The sequence below is a fragment of the Novosphingobium sp. GW835-FHT14H07 genome, assembly GCF_058793515.1.
The window spans coordinates 248613-268084 of sequence record NZ_JBXAFX010000003.1 but is presented as its reverse complement, the minus strand read 5'-3'; the positions used below and the strand labels follow the sequence as shown (position 1 = coordinate 268084).

At 64.6% G+C, this 19472-nt stretch carries 18 protein-coding genes; 7 read left to right on the top strand and 11 right to left on the bottom strand.

The features are described from left to right. The first annotated feature begins 38 nt into the window (after positions 1-38). Complete coding sequence (locus AC1Q5P_RS04835; protein ID WP_492518287.1) at positions 39-1328, top strand: NADH:flavin oxidoreductase/NADH oxidase family protein; 1290 nt, start codon at positions 39-41, stop codon at positions 1326-1328. Positions 1329-1496: 168 nt separating this feature from the next. Here AC1Q5P_RS04835 and AC1Q5P_RS04830 read toward each other — a convergent pair whose 3' ends face one another. The 5 genes from AC1Q5P_RS04830 to adh form a co-directional block, all read right to left on the bottom strand. Further along, on the bottom strand, positions 1497-3707 hold the full coding sequence (locus AC1Q5P_RS04830; protein WP_492518286.1) for a hybrid sensor histidine kinase/response regulator: 2211 nt from the start codon (positions 3705-3707) through the stop codon (positions 1497-1499). Next, entirely contained in the window at positions 3704-4849 is a 1146-nt protein-coding gene (locus tag AC1Q5P_RS04825; RefSeq protein WP_492518285.1) for an FIST N-terminal domain-containing protein, read from the bottom strand. The genes AC1Q5P_RS04830 and AC1Q5P_RS04825 overlap by 4 nt, the downstream gene beginning before the upstream one ends. A gap of 54 nt (positions 4850-4903) precedes the next feature. Continuing rightward, positions 4904-5329 (bottom strand): DUF779 domain-containing protein, encoded by a 426-nt coding sequence (locus AC1Q5P_RS04820; protein ID WP_062343841.1) that lies wholly within the window; start codon positions 5327-5329, stop codon positions 4904-4906. Continuing rightward, positions 5326-5634, bottom strand: coding sequence for an EthD family reductase (locus tag AC1Q5P_RS04815; protein ID WP_062343840.1), 309 nt, complete (start codon positions 5632-5634; stop codon positions 5326-5328). Before AC1Q5P_RS04815 ends, AC1Q5P_RS04820 begins: the two co-directional genes overlap by 4 nt. 154 nt (positions 5635-5788) lie before the next feature. After that, positions 5789-7309 carry an aldehyde dehydrogenase gene (adh, locus tag AC1Q5P_RS04810; protein ID WP_039335642.1) on the bottom strand — a complete coding sequence of 507 codons (1521 nt, stop codon included), beginning with the start codon at positions 7307-7309 and terminating at the stop codon, positions 5789-5791. A gap of 273 nt (positions 7310-7582) precedes the next feature. Between adh and AC1Q5P_RS04805 the strand changes: the two genes are divergently transcribed. After that, complete coding sequence (locus tag AC1Q5P_RS04805; protein ID WP_193828566.1) at positions 7583-8998, top strand: methyl-accepting chemotaxis protein; 1416 nt, start codon at positions 7583-7585, stop codon at positions 8996-8998. Between the two features lie 42 nt (positions 8999-9040). Here AC1Q5P_RS04805 and AC1Q5P_RS04800 read toward each other — a convergent pair whose 3' ends face one another. Next, the gene (locus AC1Q5P_RS04800; RefSeq protein ID WP_193828567.1) at positions 9041-10135 is read right to left on the bottom strand and encodes an acyl-CoA dehydrogenase family protein; all 1095 of its coding nucleotides are present in this window, start codon (positions 10133-10135) and stop codon (positions 9041-9043) included. A gap of 144 nt (positions 10136-10279) precedes the next feature. Between AC1Q5P_RS04800 and AC1Q5P_RS04795 the strand changes: the two genes are divergently transcribed. After that, a complete protein-coding gene (locus tag AC1Q5P_RS04795; protein WP_039335645.1) occupies positions 10280-11047 on the top strand; it encodes a helix-turn-helix transcriptional regulator in 768 nt (255 codons plus the stop codon). Between the two features lie 70 nt (positions 11048-11117). Here AC1Q5P_RS04795 and AC1Q5P_RS04790 read toward each other — a convergent pair whose 3' ends face one another. The 5 genes from AC1Q5P_RS04790 to AC1Q5P_RS04770 all read right to left on the bottom strand — a co-directional run bounded on the left by AC1Q5P_RS04790 (position 11118) and on the right by AC1Q5P_RS04770 (position 15298). Continuing rightward, positions 11118-12011: an MBL fold metallo-hydrolase gene (locus AC1Q5P_RS04790; RefSeq protein WP_062343837.1), complete on the bottom strand. Its 894-nt coding sequence runs from the start codon at positions 12009-12011 to the stop codon at positions 11118-11120. A gap of 10 nt (positions 12012-12021) precedes the next feature. Then, positions 12022-12774, bottom strand: coding sequence for an SDR family NAD(P)-dependent oxidoreductase (locus tag AC1Q5P_RS04785; protein ID WP_492518284.1), 753 nt, complete (start codon positions 12772-12774; stop codon positions 12022-12024). 1 nt (position 12775) lies between these two features. Then, positions 12776-14404: an FAD-binding oxidoreductase gene (locus tag AC1Q5P_RS04780; RefSeq protein WP_492478454.1), complete on the bottom strand. Its 1629-nt coding sequence runs from the start codon at positions 14402-14404 to the stop codon at positions 12776-12778. Beyond that, positions 14401-14733, bottom strand: a complete 333-nt coding sequence (locus tag AC1Q5P_RS04775; RefSeq protein ID WP_052242517.1) for a c-type cytochrome — start codon at positions 14731-14733, stop codon at positions 14401-14403. Before AC1Q5P_RS04775 ends, AC1Q5P_RS04780 begins: the two co-directional genes overlap by 4 nt. Positions 14734-14848: 115 nt before the next feature. Next, positions 14849-15298, bottom strand: coding sequence for a DUF3429 domain-containing protein (locus AC1Q5P_RS04770; protein ID WP_492518283.1), 450 nt, complete (start codon positions 15296-15298; stop codon positions 14849-14851). Positions 15299-15407: 109 nt separating this feature from the next. Between AC1Q5P_RS04770 and AC1Q5P_RS04765 the strand changes: the two genes are divergently transcribed. From AC1Q5P_RS04765 to AC1Q5P_RS04750, 4 genes are all read left to right on the top strand, one after another. After that, a complete protein-coding gene (locus AC1Q5P_RS04765; RefSeq protein WP_492518282.1) occupies positions 15408-16574 on the top strand; it encodes an FAD-binding domain-containing protein in 1167 nt (388 codons plus the stop codon). Positions 16575-16696: 122 nt separating this feature from the next. Further along, positions 16697-17092 carry a Zn-ribbon domain-containing OB-fold protein gene (locus tag AC1Q5P_RS04760; RefSeq protein ID WP_492518281.1) on the top strand — a complete coding sequence of 132 codons (396 nt, stop codon included), beginning with the start codon at positions 16697-16699 and terminating at the stop codon, positions 17090-17092. Beyond that, positions 17089-18240: a thiolase family protein gene (locus tag AC1Q5P_RS04755; protein WP_492518280.1), complete on the top strand. Its 1152-nt coding sequence runs from the start codon at positions 17089-17091 to the stop codon at positions 18238-18240. The genes AC1Q5P_RS04760 and AC1Q5P_RS04755 overlap by 4 nt, the downstream gene beginning before the upstream one ends. 5 nt (positions 18241-18245) lie before the next feature. Beyond that, positions 18246-19460: an acyl-CoA dehydrogenase family protein gene (locus AC1Q5P_RS04750; RefSeq protein WP_193828573.1), complete on the top strand. Its 1215-nt coding sequence runs from the start codon at positions 18246-18248 to the stop codon at positions 19458-19460. The last annotated feature ends 12 nt before the right edge of the window (positions 19461-19472 follow it).

Sequence of the window (19472 nt, the reverse complement as noted above, 5' to 3'; positions counted from 1 at the left end):
CGCGCCCGGTCTGGCAGACTGGCGCGGGGGAGATTGCCATGCTGATCAAGACACCGCTGGCCCTGCCGTGCGGCATCGTCATTCCGAACCGCCTCGCCAAGGGCGCGATGACCGAGGGACTGGCCGATCCGTCGGGCAGACCGACGCCGGAGCTTGACCGGCTCTATGGCGTGTGGGCAGATGGTGGCGCGGGCCTGCTAATAACCGGCAACGTGCAGATCGATGGTGACCATCTGGAGCGCCCCGGCAATGTCATCGTCGATCGCGCCCCCGATGCGGCGACGAAGGCGGCTCTGGCGCAGTGGGCAAAGGCCGGGACGCGCGCAGGCAACCAGTTGTGGATGCAGATCAGCCACGCAGGGCGGCAGACGCAGGCCACTGTCAACCCGCACCCCAAGGCGCCATCGGCGGTGAAGCTGGGGCTGCCGGGCGGGCAGTTCGGCGAGCCGGTGCCGCTTGAGGAAGCGGAGATCCTCGATCTGATCGGGCGGTTTGCCACTTGTGCGAAAGCGGCGCAGGACGCGGGCTTTGGCGGGGTGCAGATCCATGCCGCGCATGGCTACCTGCTTTCGCAATTCCTCAACCCGCGCAGCAACCAGCGCACCGACCGATGGGGCGGATCTCTGGAGAACCGGGCGCGGTTCCTGATGGAGACCGTGCGAGCGGTGCGCGAAGCCGTGGGCCCGCAGTTCGGCATCTCGGTGAAGCTCAATTCGGCAGACTTCCAGCGAGGCGGGTTTGCCTTCGAGGAGAGCCTGACCGTCGCGCGCTGGCTGGAGGAGGCGGGCGTCGACCTGCTGGAGGTTTCTGGCGGATCGTATGAGCAACCGGCGATGATGGACATGGAAGGGCTGGACCCTTTCGAACGGCCGGATGTCCCGGCCTCGACGGCGGCACGCGAGGCCTATTTCGTGGACTTCGCCAAGGCGATGAAGGCGAGCCTGACAAGGATGCCGCTGATGGTGACCGGCGGCTTCCGCAGCCGCGCGGCGATGCAGCATGCGCTGGAGACGGGCGCGGCGGACCTGATCGGCATCGGGCGACCGCTGTGCGGGGCGCCGGATGCCTGCCGCAATCTGCTGGAGGACCGCGCCGACCTGCCCCGCTTCGAGGCCACGCTGCGCCTGCTGCCCCCGGCGCTGCGCTGGCTGGAGAAATTCGATACCGTCCGCACCATCGCGGGCTTCGGCGTTCAAATGTGGTACTATGCCCAGATCGATGCGATCGGGCGGACCGGCACGCCCGAGCCGCGCAAATCGGTGTTCGCCTCGCTATTGCAGGTGCAGAACCACGCGAAGGCGTGGATGAAGGCACGGCGCGCGCTTTAGGCATACGTTGCGCGCGGCCCCTGCCCCACCGCCGAACCCTGATCCAACCGTTCATCACGCCACAACCGCTCATCCTGAGCTTGTCGAAAGATGGGTTCTGGCACCCTTCGACAAGCTCAGGGTGAGCGGGTTAGGGGGCGAGCGGGGTTTTGGGGGGAATGGGGTTGGCTAGAGCACATCCCGCTGCCGGAGCAGGGCGCGCAGTTGTGCGGGCTTGACCGGCTTGTTGAGGATCGGGAGCGAGAGCGCGCCGAGGCGCGCCTTGGTTTCCTCGCTGCGGTCGGCCGTGATGACCATCGCCGGCAGGTAATAGTTGGCGCGTGCGCGCAAGGCGGCGATGGCTGCCTCGCCGGTCAGGCCATCATCCAGCTGGTAGTCGACGATAGCCATGGCCGGTTTGCGCGCGAGGGCAGCCGCGACGCACGGCTCCGCAGGGTCACGGGCAGTGACAACTTCGAGGCCCCAGTTTTCGAGCAGGGCTTCCATGCCGGAAAGAATGGCGGGGTCATTGTCGATCACAAGCACGAGTCCACCGTTGCCGGTCGGCACTGCCGGGGGCTGCTCGACCGGCGCGGGCGCGGCGACAGGTTCGACGCGGGGGAGCATGATCGAGAAGGCGGAACCGAGGCCGGGGACGGAATCGAGGCCGATCGGGTGATCGAGCATGGTCGACACGCGGCGCACGATGGCAAGGCCAAGGCCCTTGCCGGGGATTTTCTGCGTCTTGCCGACGCGGCGGAACTCGCCGAAGATTTCCTCGCGGTCGGACGCGGCGATGCCGGGGCCGGTATCGCGCACGGTGACGCGGATCATGCCCTGTATCTCGTCGACTTCGACAGCGACGCGGCCAGCCTCGGTATAGCGGATCGCGTTCGATACGAAGTTCTGGAGGACGCGGCGCAAGAGGCGCGCGTCGGAGCGAACCCAGGCCGGCGTTTCGACCACGTCGAATTCGAGCTTGCCGGCGGCTGCGAGCGGGGCGAATTCCACGCGCAGGGCATGGAGGATCGCGCCGAGCGAATGATCGCCGATCTCGGGCTGGATGGCACCGGCATCGAGGCGGGAAATCTCGAACAGGGCTTCGAGCAGGTCCTCGACCGAATCCAGCGCGGTTGACGCCTGGCTGACGAGAGCGCGCGGACGCTCCGGCAACTTGAGGCCGTCCATTGCCGAGACGAACAGGCGCGCGGCGTTCAGGGGCTGGAGCAAGTCATGGCTGGCGGCGGCGAGGAAGCTGGTCTTGGAGCGGTTGGCGGTTTCGGCCTCGTTCTTTGCCTCGACCAGCTGGCGGTTGACTTCGACCAGTTCGGCGGTGCGCTCCTGCACCCGGCGCTCCAGCAGTTCGGCGGTCTCGGTCAACGAGCGTTGCAGGCTGACGTGGTCGGTCACGTCGTCAAAGGTGAAGACCATGCCGCCGTTACCGAGCGGGACCGAGCGGATCACGAAGTGCCGGCCATCCATCAGGCATTCGGCGGAAAGCTGGCGCGTATCGCCTTCCCGCCAGGCAAGGCTGTCGGCACATTCGAGGCCCAATCGCCAGCTGCACCACTGCACCAGCTGGGCATGGCTTTCGACATGGCGCAGCAGGTCACTGCCGGAAAGGCCGAGCACGCGGACGAGGCCTTCGTTCCACGCCTGCATCCGGCGCTGGGCATCGAACAGGCAGACGCCTTCGGACAGGGTATCGAGCGTGGCCTGCAATGCGAGGTTGCGCTCTGCCAGTTCCAAGGCGCGCTGGCGGGCGTCCTCGGCCTTGACCGAGGTGATGTCGGTATAGATGCCGACGATGCCGCCATCGCTGGTGCGCAGTTCGTTGATCTGGATCCAGCGCCCGTCGCCCAGCGCCTGCACATGGGCCCCTTCGGCGCGGCGGTGCCAGTCTACCCGGTCGCTGAGCCAGCGATCCGGACCGGTTGCGGCGCCGAGAGTCGAGCCGGTCAGCGCCACGCGGCTGGCCATTTCGGCGAACTCCGGGCTGTCACCGGAAATCGGTTCGACGGCAGGGAATATCTTGAGGAAGGCGCGGTTGCACAGGATCAGGCGGTCATCGGCGTCGAAGAGGGCAAACCCGTCGCTGAGGGATTCGATCGCATCGCGCAGCAGGACGCGGGCGGCAGTGGCGTCTTCGTTGGCGGCGGCGAGTTCGGCCATGGCCGCCTCGAGCGCGCTCGTGCGGTCCCGGACCACGGATTCGAGCGCGATGGCGGTTTCGAACATTGAGAACGCGCCGCCCTCCATGTCACCTGAGCGTTCCACCCGGTCCATCAGCGCGGCGTTGATCTTTTCGAGCTGGCGCACGCGGGCGCGCAAGGCGGTGATCTCGTCCTCGCCATTGACCATGGCGGGGGCAAGAATGCCGGTGAGATTCGAGCCGCTCATCGCCCGACGGCGAGACCGGTGAAGGTCTGGTTCATGTGCGCGGCGCGAAACTGCTCGCCATAGGTGTTGAAGCCGAAAACGCGGTTGGCGACGTACATGCGCGAGACAATGCCGGCCTGCTGGCGGTCTTCGGCATCGAGGCGGTTCAGCACGCAATCGAAGCCGACGACATGGTCGATCTCGCCCACCTTGCGACCGATTTCATCGAACAGGGCATCCATTTCGGCGATGCGATCTACCGGTTCCCCGATGGACAGGACGACGCCGGTATCGATCGCGCAGTAGAAGGTCAGCGAGCCATCGTCATTGGCCGTCTGGATCGACCGGACGTGGAACTGGCCGCCGGTGCGCACGATGGGAGGATAGGCGGCAAAGAACTGGGCGTTGAGTTCGGACGGCGGACTTCCGGCAAGGCGGCGGTATTCCTCGGCGGCGGGGGCGGCATTGATCTCGGTGACGACCCGAGATTCGGCATCGGCCTCGGTTATGACCATCTTGGCCGGGCCGGGACGATAGAAGCTCTTGCAGAAGACATGGAGAGGGCGGCGGCTGGTGAGAAGGACGATGACAGCGGCGTCCTTGTGGAAGGCTCCTTCGTGGAAAATGGCCGTGTCGCGGAACGACAGGCCGTCGCCGCTTGACCCGCCGATCAACTGGATATCGCCCAGCGCATGCTGCGCGGTCATCGTCAGCAGTTCTTCGCGGTGGGAAAGGCCATCGACGAAGAACAGCGCGACCTGATGCAGCCCCTCGCCATGTTCGCGCCGCGACTGGGCGACGAGCTGGCGGATGGCGCCCTGTGCAGCCTGCGGATCGAAATGATCGAGATCGTCAAAGCGCAGCGAGGCCATGGAAAAGGGGCCTTCGGGGAATCCGATCAGCACGATCGAATGGGTATCATACCCCTGATCGTTCAATTCACCTGCGCTGGTGCAGCCAAAGAGCCGCACTTCGGGCATGGCGCTGGCCAGTTCGGCCTGAAGGGCATCGCGGGGATAGGCGTTGGAGCAAAACAGCAGCGCCCCGGCCAGCTTGCGGCCTTCGATGCACTCGGCAAGCTCGGCCACTGCGGCGCGGGGATCGGCTGCGCGCGAAGTGCACGCTATCATGCGCGCCTCGTCCACTGCTGTCGCCGTTTCCATCACCGCATCCTCCATGGCCTGACCTCTTGCGGGTTCTCCTGCCTGCCGCGCAGCTTAGGGCGAAGCCGTGCCCTCGCCAAGTGCAACGCTGTCCCCTCGCGGCGGCTCGCCCGCGGCCTCGAGCGCAGCGCTTTCATCATCGCTGAACACCCGGCTGCGCACGATGAAGCGCACGCCTTCGGGCGCTTCAAGGCTCATCCCCGAGCCGCGCCCCGGAACGACGTCGATGGTGACCTGGGTGTGCCGCCAGTATTCGAACTGCGCCGCCCCGATCCATACCGGCGTACCCTCGGCCACATGGCCGAGCAGCACGTCCTGCCCTCCGACCCGGAACTCGCCAGCCACGAAGCACATCGGGGCGGAGCCATCACAGCATCCGCCCGACTGATGGAACATCAGCGGTCCGTGAGCAGCCGTCAGCCGGGCGATCCAGTCCCCGGCTTCAGGCGTATTGAGAACGCGGGCCGGCAGGTTGCTCATCCGACTTCGGAGATCATGACCGATGCGCCGCCCGTGGCGAAGTTCGGAATGTCGCCAGTTGCGGCCTGGGCTTCGGCCGAGCCCATGCCTGCGGCCATGGCGGCGGCATCGGCGAACCAGATCTGGGTCAGGCGGTAGTACGGCGGAGGGCTCCCATCGGGTCCGGGCAGGCCCTTGAGGAGGACGACCTTCTCGACCGAGGGAATTTTCCCGGCGATCGGCATGTGCGTGCCGAAGTAATAGGCTTCGAACGCTTCCGGATCGGCAGGCGCGTTGTACATCACGTTGACGACGACTTGGGCCATCGGTTCATCCTCTCTTGTTCATCGCTTCACCTTCGCGCTCTTGCGGCCGAAGTGCAAAGGGCAGATCACAAATGGTGACGGCGCGGGCGGGACCTTCCTCCCTGCGCCGCGCCGTCTCCCTCCAGCAGTTACGCCGGTATCTCCATCTTCCGCCTCAGAAGAAGCCGAGCTTCTTGGGGCTGTAGCTGACCAGCAGGTTCTTGGTCTGCTGGTAGTGATCGAGCATCATCTTGTGGGTTTCGCGCCCGATGCCCGACTGCTTGTAGCCGCCGAATGCCGCGTGGGCCGGGTAGGCGTGGTAGCAGTTGGTCCAGACGCGACCGGCCTGGATGCCGCGGCCGAAGCGATAGGCGCGGGTTCCATCGCGGGTCCAGACGCCAGCACCGAGGCCGTAGAGGGTGTCGTTGGCGATCTCCAATGCTTCCTCGTCGGTCGAGAACCTGGTCACGGCGAGGACCGGGCCGAAGATCTCTTCCTGGAACACGCGCATCTTGTTGTGGCCTTCGAGCACGGTCGGCTTGACGTAGTAGCCTTGCGCAAGATCGCCCTCGTGCATCGCGCGCTCGCCGCCGGTGAGGACCTTGGCACCTTCGTCCTTGCCGATCTGGATGTAGGAGAGGATCTTCTCCATCTGGTCGTTCGATGCCTGCGCGCCGATCATCGTCGATGCATCGAGCGGGCTGCCGAGCTTGATCGCCTCGACCCGGGCAATCGCCTTTTCCATGAAGCGGTCATAGATCGATTCATGCACCAGCGCGCGGCTCGGGCAGGTGCAGACTTCGCCCTGGTTGAGCGCGAACATGGTGAAGCCTTCGAGCGCCTTGTCGAGGAAGTCGTCGTCGTGGTCCATCACGTCAGCAAAGAAGATGTTCGGGCTCTTTCCGCCCAGTTCCAGCGTGCAGGGGATGAGGTTTTCCGACGCATACTGCATGATCAGGCGACCGGTGGTGGTCTCGCCGGTGAACGCGATCTTGCTGATGCGCTTGTTGGTGGCAAGCGGCTTGCCTGCTTCGATGCCGAAGCCGTTGACGATGTTGAGCGTGCCGGCGGGCAGGATGTCGGCAATCAGTTCGGCAAGCACGAGGATCGACATCGGGGTCTGTTCGGCAGGCTTGAGCACCACGCAGTTGCCTGCGGCCAGCGCCGGGGCAAGCTTCCACGCCGCCATCAGGATCGGGAAGTTCCACGGGATGATCTGGCCGACCACGCCCAGCGGTTCGTGGAAGTGATAGGCGACGGTGTCGTGGTCGATCTCGGCAATCGAACCTTCCTGCGCCCGCACGCAGGCGGCGAAATAGCGGAAGTGGTCGATGGCGAGCGGAATGTCGGCGGCGGTCGTCTCGCGGATCGGCTTGCCGTTGTCGATGGTCTCGGCCATCGCCAGCAGATCGAGGTTCGCTTCCATCTTGTCGGCGACCTTGAGCAGGATGTTCGACCGTTCGGTGGTCGACATCTTGCCCCAGGCATCCTTGGCAGCGTGGGCGGCATCGAGCGCCAGCTCGATGTCCTCGGCCGTGCCACGCGCGACCTGGCACACGACCTGGCCCGTCACCGGCGAGATATTGTCGAAGTACGCACCCTTCACCGGGGCAACCCACTTGCCGCCGATGAAGTTGTCGAACTTGTCGCGAATGAGTGAAACGCCAGTGAACTGGCTAAGGGCCTGCTGCAACATCCTCGGTCCTCCGAAATCCTGTTATCGAGATCTGGCACCAGTGTGCGCCCAAGCCGGGACGAGGCCAATTGTACCTTGGAAGGATGCTGCGCGCATCGCGAGGGTCCTGCCCCTTGGCCAAGCCGAAACCTGCACCAAAGGACATGAGGAGTTTCAACAATCGGGCATGGAGGCCGGCGTTCATGCTCGAGAGGTAAGACGGTTCGCGAGATTGTTCGCAGTTCATCGCCGTGCGTACCAATGGAAGCGGCGAGGAAAGAAAGGAACCGCTGCATGTTGGACTGGTTCGAAACGCAGGCGCCGATCCGCGAAAAAATGCGCTTGATGATGCTGGCGCTGCTCGGCGCTTCGGCATTGAACCTTTTCGACGTTCCCGCCATTCTGCTGTTCCCCGAGCACATCCTCATGCTCGTTTCAGGCGCCGCAGTCATCTCGCTGGTCCTGACCTTCATGATCATGCGCACAGTGACGGAGCGGATTTGCAGGCCCTATGTGGACACGGTCGTACGCATGGAAGCGCTAGCCGGCGGCGATACCGAAAGTCCGATCCGCTATACGAACCATGCCGATTGCGTGGGGCGCATGACCAAGGCGATGGAGAAGTTTCGCCTCAGCATCCGCGCCTCGACCGATCTGGAAACGCAGCGCCGGATCATCGACCGAATGAACAGTTCGCTGGAACGACTGGCCGCCAACGACCTCACGGCAGAAGTCACCGAGGCGTTCCCCGGCGAGTACGAGGAGATGCGCCGCAACTTCAATGCGGGGCTTGCCAGTATCTCGGACGCGCTCGCCAGCATTCGCGGCCTCGCCGGAACGGTGCTGACCGGATCGGAGGAGATTGACGCAGCTTCAGCCGATCTTGCCCGCCGCAACGAACGGCAGGCCGCCAACCTGCAGCGTGCGGCGACGGCGATGAACCAGGTTACCAGCGCGCTTGGCCAGACCGCCGAGCGCGCAGATACCGCCCACCGCTCCGTGGCCAGCGTAGCCGCCAAGGCCGCAGAAGGCCACGAGGTTGCCGCCTCGGCAATGGATTCCATGCACGAGATCGAGAAGTCGTCTCAGGAAATCGGCCGGATTGTCGGGCTGATCGACGGCATCGCCTTCCAGACCAACTTGCTGGCGCTCAACGCTGGCGTGGAAGCGGCGCGCGCAGGGGAGGCTGGCAAGGGTTTTGCCGTTGTCGCCACCGAGGTGCGCGCCCTTGCCCAGCGCTGCGCCGAAGCTGCGCGGGATATCAAGGGGCTGGTCGATAGCAGTACCAGCACGGTTGCCAGGGGCGTCACGACCGTCGAGCGGACGCGCTCGGTGCTCGGAGAATTGAACGGACTGATCGACGAGATCAGCAGCTTCATCACCGAAGTCGCCTCGCATACCGCAGAGCAAGTGCGCAACCTTGCCGGCGTGAATGCCGACGTGGCCGAGATGGACCAGATGACGCAGCAGAACGCCGCCATGGTCGAGCAATCGGCAGCGGCGGCGCGCAGTCTGTCGGAACAGGCCAATGCCTTGTCCGCAGGCGTCGGCGCGTTCCTGATCAAGGATCAGCCGAGCGCCAGGCCAAGGGTTACCGGACCGGTCGTGGTACGTTCGCCCGGTGCTGCCCTTCAGTCTCCTGTAAAGTCAGCTGCTCCGATGCAAACCAGCGGCAGCCTCGCGCTTGCCGAAGACTGGTCGGAGTTCTGAGGCAAGACGGCCCTGAAACCTTCAGGTTCGGGCCATCTTCCTTCAGGCAGCAGCAAACCGGTCGAGCGCGGCAAGCCCGTCGTCGGGCCAGCGCGACAGGGCAAGCAGGCGCTTGTGACCGTGGCCGATGAACAGTTCGTCGGTCACGCCCATGCCGCCGTGGAACTGGATCATCTCGTGCCCAAGTTCGACCGAAGCCGGGGCGACGAAGGCGCGCAGGCCGTCAACGGCGGTGGCGAACCTGTCCGATCCCTGGCTGACAATGGCAAGATCGAGCAGTGCCCTACCCTGCTCGATCGCGGCATATTGCGCGGCCATGCGGTGCTGGATCGCCTGGAACGAGCCCAGGGGCGTGCCGAACTGCTGACGCGTGCGCAGGTAATCGAGCGTGGCTTCGAACAGCTGCTGCATTATACCCAGCGCCTCGGCAGATCGGGCGAGCGAGGCAAGCACGCCGACTTCGGCAACATCGGCCAGCGAGCCGCCGAGCCGCTGGGCCGGCACCGCAGCGAGATCGAGCGAGACTGCCAGCGATCCGTCCACCATCCGCCACGGGTTGATCGAAAGACCGGGCGCATCGGCGGCGACGAGATAGAGCGCCACGCCTTCCTGATCGGCAGGTGCGCCATGTTCGCGCGCGGTGACGATATAGCCATCAACCCCGGCGCCAGCGGGCACGCACGATTTCGCTCCGGTCAGAGCGCCCGCATCATCGACGCGCGTTTCGATGAAGGTCCGTCCTGCACGGGCACGCTGTTCTGCATGGGCCAGCGCAAGGCGGCGGGTGCCCATGGCAAGGCCGTCCATCCATTGTGCAGCAAGATCGGCCGGGGCGACGCGTTCGAACAGCCGCGCTGCGACCATCACGTTTTCTATCAGGGGTTCGACGACGAGGCCCTTGCCCAGCGCCTGAAACACCGTGGCGATCGCAGTGGCATCTAGCGCCATCCCGCCACTTTCGAATGACAGGGGTGCCGCAACGAGGCCGAGTTCGGCCAGCAGGGACCACATCTGCGGCGAGAAGCCATTCGCCCCGCCGAGATAGACACGGCGGCGATCGAGGTCGTAGTTGTCATCGACGAAGCGCTCGGCAAGGGCCTTGAGCATTTCCTCGTCTTCATTCAGGTCGAAATTCACGTCCCTCTCCTCAAGGAGACGACCTGTAACAAGTTCGCACGGCTCGCCATGCTGCGCAAATGACTAGGCGTTTGAGCCAATACCGTCGTTGTTTCCAAAGCACTTGGCCGGTATGACCCATGTCCATAAGTACAGGAGAGGTCAGTGCAGCTTTCGGTGGAGTCGATCGACTCGGTCAGGATCAGCAATCCGCAGGACGTGCGCCGCGCGGCAGAAGCCCTGCACCAGATCGCAACGGCCGCCGGCATGCGTGCCGCCCCTGCGCACGATATTGCTGACAAGCGCACGCCGGTCGATGCCGATGGCAACATCCTGGCACGCGACGTATTCGGCTGGAACGACGAGAAGGTGTGGTGGCGCAATTCGCGCATCGCGCTCGATTCGCCGCTGACGTCTGCGTGCCGGTTCGAGAGCGAGCCATTCTGGGTGAACGCCAACGGTTTTCACACCCGCCAGCCTAACCACTACCTGACCGCCATCGACCTCACCAACTTCGAGGCTCGCGCGATGACCCGCGCTGCCATCGTCGTGCCCGTGCACCTGCCGTTCGGGCAGATCGGTGCAGTCAGCTTCAATCCGCTCGATCCTGCGCAGACCGAACTGGATGACGTGTTCCTTGAGAACGGCGACGCCTTCGGCATCTATGCACGCACCTTCATCGCCAGCTATGTCCATGCGATGGGATCGGCGCAGGCCCTGCCCTCGGGCTCGCGCCTGTCAAAGCGTGAGGTGGAGTGCCTGCGCTGGGCGGCCATCGGCAAGACCGACCTGGAAATCAGCATGATCATGGGCCGCAGCCGGGCCACGGTGCGTTTCCACATCCACAACGCCTCGATGAAGCTCAATGCGGTGAACCGCAGCCAGACAGTCTTCAAGGCGGCGCAGCTGGGCTATATCTCGCTGGCGACTTGAGGGCGGTCACCGAGGCATGTGCATGAAGAGGCCGTTCGAGGTCTCAGCCTTCCGTCTCGTTCATCGTCCCTCACTCATCCCACGGCGGAATTTCGCCAGCGCCAACCTGGCTGGAGATGCCGAGCAGGAACCCGCCGTAGACTTCGGTCGCATTGGGATACTTCGCGGCCATGATCGCGGCGAGTTCCTTTGAGGTCTTCGACCGGCTGCGCGCCTCGGCGAAGGCCTTGATGTAGGCACGGGTCCAGCCGATGCTCATGCTGTCATCAGGCAGGCCGGGCTTGGTGTGTCCGGCGACGACCTTGACCGGATTGAGCGCCTCGAGCTGGTCAAGCGTCTTCAGCCAGGCATCGTACTGCGCAGGTCCGTGTTCGCCGAGCCAGACGTAGACGCCATTGTAGAGAATGTCCCCTGCGATCAGGGTGCGGGTCTCGGCGTCCCAGACCACGGTCGAATGGACGTGATCGCCCTGCATCGGGCCCAGAACCTGAAGCTTGTGGCCTTCGAGATCGAAGCTGTCTCCGGCCATCGCCACGGGCTGCACCGGGCGCTTGGGCGCATTCGTGCCGAGCTGTCCGCTCCAGCGCTTGAACTTGATCGGGATCGAGCGCGCCATATCCTTGGCGGCAACCGGATTGGCGATGATCTTAGCGTCCGGGAATGCATCCTGCAGCACGTCCAGTCCGAAGAAGTGATCGGGGTGATCATGCGTGATGATGATCGCCTTGAGGCTCTTGCCGCTGTCGAGCACTTCAGCGGCAACGCGCATGGCGTCGGACCGGGCAAAGGGTACGTCGACAAGGACGGCGTCCTTCTCACCGGTGATCAGGGTGACGTTGGCCACCATGCTGACCGGGCTGGTCGGGATCACCTTGTATTCGAGCGGCCCCTTTGCAGGTGTCTGGGCATGGGCTGCGCTGATTGAAAGCGCCGATGCCGCGAGAAGCGAGAGAACCTTTCGCATTTCCGTCTCCTCAGTGTGCGGTTTGGCCGCCGTCGATGGTGAAAGTGGCGCCGTTGATGAAGCTGGCTCCGTCCGAGCACAGGTGCAGCACCGTGGGAGCGATTTCCTCGGGGCGCGCGGCGCGGCCTGAAATGTTCTGGGCGAAGAACATCTGGGTGAATTCGTTGCTGTCGGCCCAGTGCTGGGTCATCGGGGTGACGACGAAGCCGGGCGCGATGGCGTTCACGCGGATGCCTTGCTGGGCATATTCCACGGCCGCCGCCTTGGTCAGGCCGGAGACGGCGTGCTTCATTGCGCAGTAGGCGCTCATATTGGGATCCGCGATCAGCGCGCCGACGCTGGCGGTGTTGACGATTGCCCCGCCGCCGACCTCCAGGAAGTGGCGGATTTCGGCCTGCATGGCGAAGAACACACCCTTGAAGTCGACGTCGATGGCAAGGTCGAGTTCGTCCTCCGGAATTTCGTGGATCGGACGCTGCGGTGGCAGGACGCCGGCGTTATTGAACGCCGCATCCATCCGGCCGAAGCGGTCGAGGCATTGCGCCACCAGTTCGTCCAGCTCCGGGGCCTTGCGCACGTCGGTCTTGCGGAAGGCCGCACGGCCCCCTTCTCCGAGAATCATCGCGACGGTTTCATCGGCGCGGTCGTCGATGTCGCCGATCATTACCGAGGCGCCTTCGCGCGCGAATGCGATGGCTGTGGCCCGGCCGATGCCGGTGGCGGCGCCCGTCACGAGGACGGCCTTTCCTTCGAAGCGCATCATCTTACACGATTCCTGATTTGCCGGGGGCGAGAATGCCGTTTGGATCGAGCGCGTGCTTGATCTTGGCGTTGAATTCGCGGTTCACGGCCCCGTACTGCTGGGCGACAAGCTCCATCGAGTTCACGCCGGTGCGGTAGCTCGCCCAGCCTTGCGCGCCGAAGCGGGTGACGAGTTCGCGGTAGCAGGCGTCGGCCTTCTTCTCCTGCTCGGCATCGGACTTGTCGAACAGCAGCGCGATGATGTGGTGCAAGTCGCGCCAGCCGATGGCGTAGGCGGCGGTGTAGTCGAAGCCGTGGCGTTCGACGATTTCCTTGGCCAGCGCGGTCTGGCGCTCGGCCTCAACGCCGCGCGCGGCGGCGACAGGCGCGAACCATGCAAGGCCCCCGCCGGCCCCGCGCCAGCGCAACAGGCCGATCTCGTCAAGGTTGAGGCCGCCTTCCATCAGCGTGGCGTGGTGATGGAACCACGGGTTATCGCCCATTTCGGCCGCGGTAAGCACTTCACCGCCGCTGGCTTCAAGGCTGGCGCGGATGATCGGCTCGACGCCCGCCACGGTCTGTTCGGTGCCGTAGAGTGCGAAGTAGGTGTTCCACATGCCCAGGCCATTGGCCTTGGCCGCCTTCTTGAGAGAAACCTCGTCGAGGGCCGCGCCATCGGGCACGATCTCGTTGCGGCGCTTGAACATGGCGAGCTGGTAGGACGCGCTCATCATCAGGTTGCAGTTGGCGACGAGATTGGAGACGCGAAGCGGGCGCATCGCCTCGATGATGCGCGGCACGTCGGCCATTTCGCCATGACGCACCATGAACGGCTTGTAGACTGGCGGCTTGGGCATGAGCCACAGGCCCATCTTGGTGACGACGCCGAAGTTCGACTGGGTGAACAGGCCGTCGAGATAGGGTCCGTAGCCCCACTTGAACGCCTGCCACGCGGTGCTGCCCTTGATCGAGCCCATGCCGGTGCGCATGACTTGCCCATCGGCAAGCACCACTTCCATTCCGCACTGGAACATGAAGTGTTCGCCATAGGGCGTATAGCCCACCCCGCGATCGAGCGTGTTGCCTACCGGCGAGGCAATCGGGCCGACAGTCGGCACGTCGATCCACAGCGGAATGTTGTTCTCTACCAGGTAGTCCTTGAGCTGCTGGTAGGTGACGCCGGGTTCGAGCAGGCAAGTCCCGAGATCGGCGTCGACTTCAAGGATGCGGTTCATCCGCTTGAGATCGAGCACGACCTGGCCGGGCGTCGCAGGCGCGGTCATCCCGTAGCCCATGTTCTTGCCGGTGGAGACCGGCCAGAGCGGCTGGCGGTACTTGTTGGCGATGCGGACGATCTCCTGAATCTGCTCAACGCTTTCGGGGCAGACCGCTCCGATGGGCACGTGGCGGTTCGCCGGGTCTGGCACGTAAACCTTGGCGTAGGGAGCGACTGCTTCCTCATCGCCGAACACCCATTCCGCACCAACGACAGCGCGGAAGGCCTTCATCGCCCCGGCAAAGTCTGCCTTGGACATGTGAGGGGCGAGCGGCGCGGGGTTCCTTGCGCTGGCGCCGGTGCCAAGGCCAAGGCTGGCTGCACCGATGATGCCTGCGCCAAGCAGGCCGCGACGGTCGAGGTTCAGATCGCTCATTGTCCGTGCTCCCCCTTGCGAGCATCGCTTTTCTCGATCCAGGCGGCGAGAGCTTCCAGCTCCTCAGGCTTCACCTCGGTCGGGCGGAAGGCGGGCATGCCGTTCTGGCCATGGCGGACGATGTACTTGACGCTCTCCGCCGGGATTGCCCGGCCAAGGATGATCGGGCCGACGTTGCGGCCATGACAGTAGCCGCAGGTCTTGGCGTAGACCGTCTCCGGCGCGCGGATCGGTTGCGTCTCGCCCAGTTTCTGGCTGGCAATGGCGGGCGCGGCCAGCGCGAGCAGCGTTGCCCCTGCAATGGCAAGGGCTGTGGTCTTATCGGGCATATATCCCCTCCGGTGCGGCGTGATCTCCGCTTGCCGAAAGAGTTATCGCGCCTGTGGGCGCCTCGCTATCGGCGCTGTTCCGGAGCGTTCCACCAAGCGAAACGTGCGTGCGAGATCAGCCAAGTGATGCGAGTGCCAGGGTCAGGAAGCCAAGGCCGCCCGCCATCCACGCCCGCAAACGCAACCAGCCCGGCGGCAGAGTGACGTCGCCGGAAAGCTTGCGGTCTACCAGCGGGCTGGCCAGCAGCAGCAGGCCCAGCGCAACCAGCGAAGGGCCCGGCCAATGCCAGCCCTCACTCCACGGCAGCAGCGCAGCCCACGCAGCAAGGCTGGGCAGCACTGACACGACATAGAGCCCGGACTTCCGCACGCCGCCAAGCAGCCCCGCCATCCACCATAGCCCGCCGAGGAACGACAGGATCAGCGCAGCGTAAAAGCAGCCTGCCGCCTTGGCGGTCCACTGATACGGCCCCTTGTCCATTACTGCCCAGATGCACAGCGCCTGTGGCAGCCAGCCCGCCAGTCCCAAGACGGTGACGGCAGGAGGCAGGGTGGTTCGGGTCACGCGGGCAGACTCCTTCATCGTTCGCCCGCCCTGCCCCTGCGCCTATCCTCTCGCAACACGGCCCTGTTGCCACGTCGAGGATTACTGCCAGCGGGTTTAGGCCATGGGCATGGACAGGTTCCCCCTCACCCGCGCCGCTGCTCTCGAACGACTCGAACGTTTCGTTCCCCGCGCCGGCAGCGCCTATGCGGCGCGGCGCAATCTCGTCGACCCGCAGGGCAACCACGCCAATGTCTCCCGCCTTTCCGCCGCGCTGCGCCGCCGTCTGATCGGCGAAGACGAAGTTGTGCAAAGCGTTCTGGCGGCGCATCGGCTGGACAAGTGCGAAAAGTTCCTCGCCGAGGTATTCTGGCGGACCTACTGGAAGGGTTGGCTGGAGCAGCGCCCCGGGGTGTGGAGCGCATACCTCGCCGATGTCAGCGCGTTTCATCCCGGCACCATGATTGCCGAGGCGATGGCAGGCCGCACCGGCATCGATGCCTTCGACCATTGGGCACGTGAGCTTGCGGCGACTGGCTACCTGCACAACTGGGCGCGGATGCAGGTTGCATCGATCTGGATCTTCACGCTCGGCCTGCCCTGGCAACTGGGTGCGCAGTGGTTCTTCGAGAAACTGGTCGATGCAGACCCTGCTTCCAATACCCTGAGCTGGCGATGGGTGGCGGGCTTGCACACGCCGGGCAAGACCTACCTTGCCGATGCCGACCGGATCGCGGCTATGACCGGGGGCAGGTTCAGGCCCGATGGTCTTGCCCGAGTGGCGCGCACTCCCGAGGCGGCTTCACCCTTGCCGCGAACGCCGCTCCGCACGGCAATTGCCCTGGACCCTGCCCTGCCCACGCTGGTCCTGTTGACGCCTGAAGACTGCTCGCTGGAAACTGTCCTGCCAGATCTTGACGTGCGCGCCGTGGTTGTTGCCGACGATCTTGCGGCCAACGAGTGGGACCGGATGGCACTCGACGACGCAGCCCTTCGTGCTGCTGCTCACTGGCAATGTCCTGTCGGGGTCGCAAATCCCGTGGCCTTCGCCGCACTTCACGGCTGCAGGCAGGTGGTCACCGGCTTTGCCCCCGTCGGTCCGGTCGCTGCCGCGCTTGACACCCTGCGATCACGACTTGCCGCAAACGGCATGGTCCTTGCCGAACACCAGCGCACGTGGGACCGCCTGTGCTGGCCCCACTGCGGCAAGGGCTTCTTCAACCTCAAGAGCGAAATTCCGCGCCTGCTGGACCAACTTCGACCAATGCGCTCGCCCCTGTCCGTTTGCTTGCCCTAGCGTTTTGCTGACCCTAGCGTTTTGCCCACCCTAGCGTTTTGCAGAGTCGGCAAATGCTGCTTCGACGGGTCTAGTGCAGGAAACCGGAATCAGGCCTCCGGACTTGCACGGACGGGAGTGGAATGCACGTTATCGCCCAAGGGCTCATTACCGAGGACAACCCGCCGCACCTGATCGGCGGGCGCGAGCGTGATACGGGCCGCGTGGTGTTTCCCTGTCCCACTGGTGACCGGTACGATCGAGTCGCGCTGTCACGCACCGGCACGCTGTGGTCCTACACCATCCAGCGCTATCGCCCGAAATCGCCACCCTACAAGGGCCCCGAGGCCTTTCGCCCATGGGCCGTCGCCTACGTCGAGCTGCCGGGCGAAGTGATCGTGGAATCGCGCCTGACCGACATCGCCTTCGAAGACATCCGCATCGGCATGCCGCTGGAACTGACCATGATACCGCTCGATCCGGATGCCGCCGATCCGGTGATGATCCCCGCCTTCCGGCCTGCAGGAGATGCGGCATGAGCGACGATGTCTGCATTGTTGGCGTCGGCATTCACCCGTTCGGTCGCACCGATGGGCTGTCCGGCCTCGAACAGGGCGTACATGCCGTGCGCGAGGCGCTGGCCGATGCGGGGATCGACTGGCCGCAGATCCAGTTTGCCTATGGCAGCTCGGACGCGGCCGGCAATCCCGATACGATGGTCGAGCGCCTGGGCCTGACCGGCGTGCAGTTCATCAACGTGCGCAATGGCTGTGCGGCTGGCGGGTCGGCGCTGTTCTCTGCCCAGATGGCGATCAAGAGCGGCGAGTTCGACATCGGTCTTGCCGTCGGCTTCGACAAGCACCCGCGCGGCGCGTTCAATGCCCTGCCTTCGGAATACAACCTGCCGGAATGGTATGGCGATGCCGGCTACATGATCACCACGCAGTTCTTTGCGGCCAAGATCATGCGCTACATGCACGAACACGGCATCAGCCAGACCAGCCTGGCGCGCGTGGCCAACAAGGCCTTTCGCAATGCGGTGCATGCGCCCCATGCCTGGCGGCGCGAACCGGTGGACATGGAGACCATTCTCGAGGCGCCGCTCGTTTCGGACCCTTATACCAAATACATGTTCTGCTCTCCGGCCGAGGGCGGCGTCGCGCTGATCCTGGCCAGCGAGAAGAAGGCGCGCGAGCTGGGCAAGCCGCTGGTCCGGCTCAAGGCTGCGACGATGCGCACCCGCCCGCCGAAGAGCTTCGAGGTTTTTGCGCCGTCGATCGACATCGGCGGTGGCAAGGCCACGGCCACGCAGATCGCCAGCGCCGATGCCTTCCGCATGGCCGGTATCGGGCCCGAAGACATTGCCCTTGCCCAGCTGCAGGACACCGAATGCGGCGCGGAGATCATGCACATGGCCGAGAACGGCTTCTGCAAGGACGGCGATCAGGAAGCATGGCTGGCGCAAGGTCGCACCGAGATTGGCGGCAGCCTTCCGGTCAACACCGATGGCGGCTGCCTCGCCTGTGGTGAGCCGATCGGCGCATCGGGCCTGCGCCAGGTCTACGAGAATGTCGTCCAGCTGCGCGGTGATGGCGGCGGCAGGCAGGTTCCCGGCAATCCCAAGACCGCATACAGTCATGTCTATGGCGCCCCGGGCGTCTCTGCCGTTACCATTCTCGAGCGTTGACAGTTATGGATATCGATCTTTCTCCCGAAGAACTGGCCTTCCGTGACGAAGTGCGCGCCTTTCTGGCCGAGAAGCTGCCTGAAGAAGTGAAGCATGGCGCCGCGATGTCGCCCACCGTGTTCGTCGAACCGGACATCGGCCAGCGCTGGAACGCGGTGCTGAACGAACAGGGCTGGCTTGCCTATCAGTGGCCCAAGGACGTGGGCGGTACGGGCTGGACGCCCACGCAGCGCTACATCTTCGAAAAGGAGTGTGCACTTGCCGGCGCACCGAACCTGACGGTGCTGGGTCTCAAGCTCGTCGCCCCGGTGATCTATACTTTCGGAACGCCCGAACAGAAAGCGAAGTACCTGCCCAAGATCCTGTCGGGCGAGGATTACTGGTGTCAGGGCTTTTCCGAACCCGGCTCAGGCTCTGACCTTGCCAGCCTGCAGTGCCGTGCCGTGCTTTCCGATGACGGTACGCATTACAAGCTCAATGGATCGAAGATCTGGACCACGCACGCCCACTGGGCCAACAAGATGTTCGCGCTGGTCCGCACCGATGCCAGCGTGAAGAAGCAGGCAGGTATCTCGTTCCTGCTCGTCGACATGAACCAGCCCGGCGTCTCGGTCCGGCCGCTGCTGACGCTGGCCGGTGACCACGAAGTCAACCAGGTGTTCCTTGAAGACGCCATCGTGCCAGTCGAGGACCGCGTCGGCGAGGAAGGTGATGGCTGGAAGCTCGCCAAGTTCCTGCTCGAGAACGAGCGGGGTGGTTCGTGCCATTCGCCCAAGCTGGAATACGACCTTGCCCAGATCGAACAGGCTGCGGAAGGTGAGCCCGATGGCCGTGGCGGCAGGCTGGCTGACGACACTGACTGGAAGCGCCGCGTGGCCAAGGTGCGACTGGGCATCCAGAGCCTCGAGATGATCGAGCTGAAGATTCTCTCGGAGATCGCCAAGGGTCGCCCGCCCGGACCGCAAACCTCGCTGTGCAAGCTGCTGGCCTCCAACCTCCGTCAGGACGTCGATCTGCTGGCAGTGGATCTTTATGGCCCGGCCGGCCTCCAGCTCGATCTGGCGCGGCCGCTTTATGGCGACAATGCCCCGGCACCGATCCACGCAGAGGGCGCGCAGGTCGCGTCTGCGCGCTATCTCAACAGCCGGGCATGGACAATTTTCGGCGGAACCAACGAAGTGCAGGCAAGCATCATCGCGCGCACTGTGCTCGGACTGTAAAGGAAGAAGAGG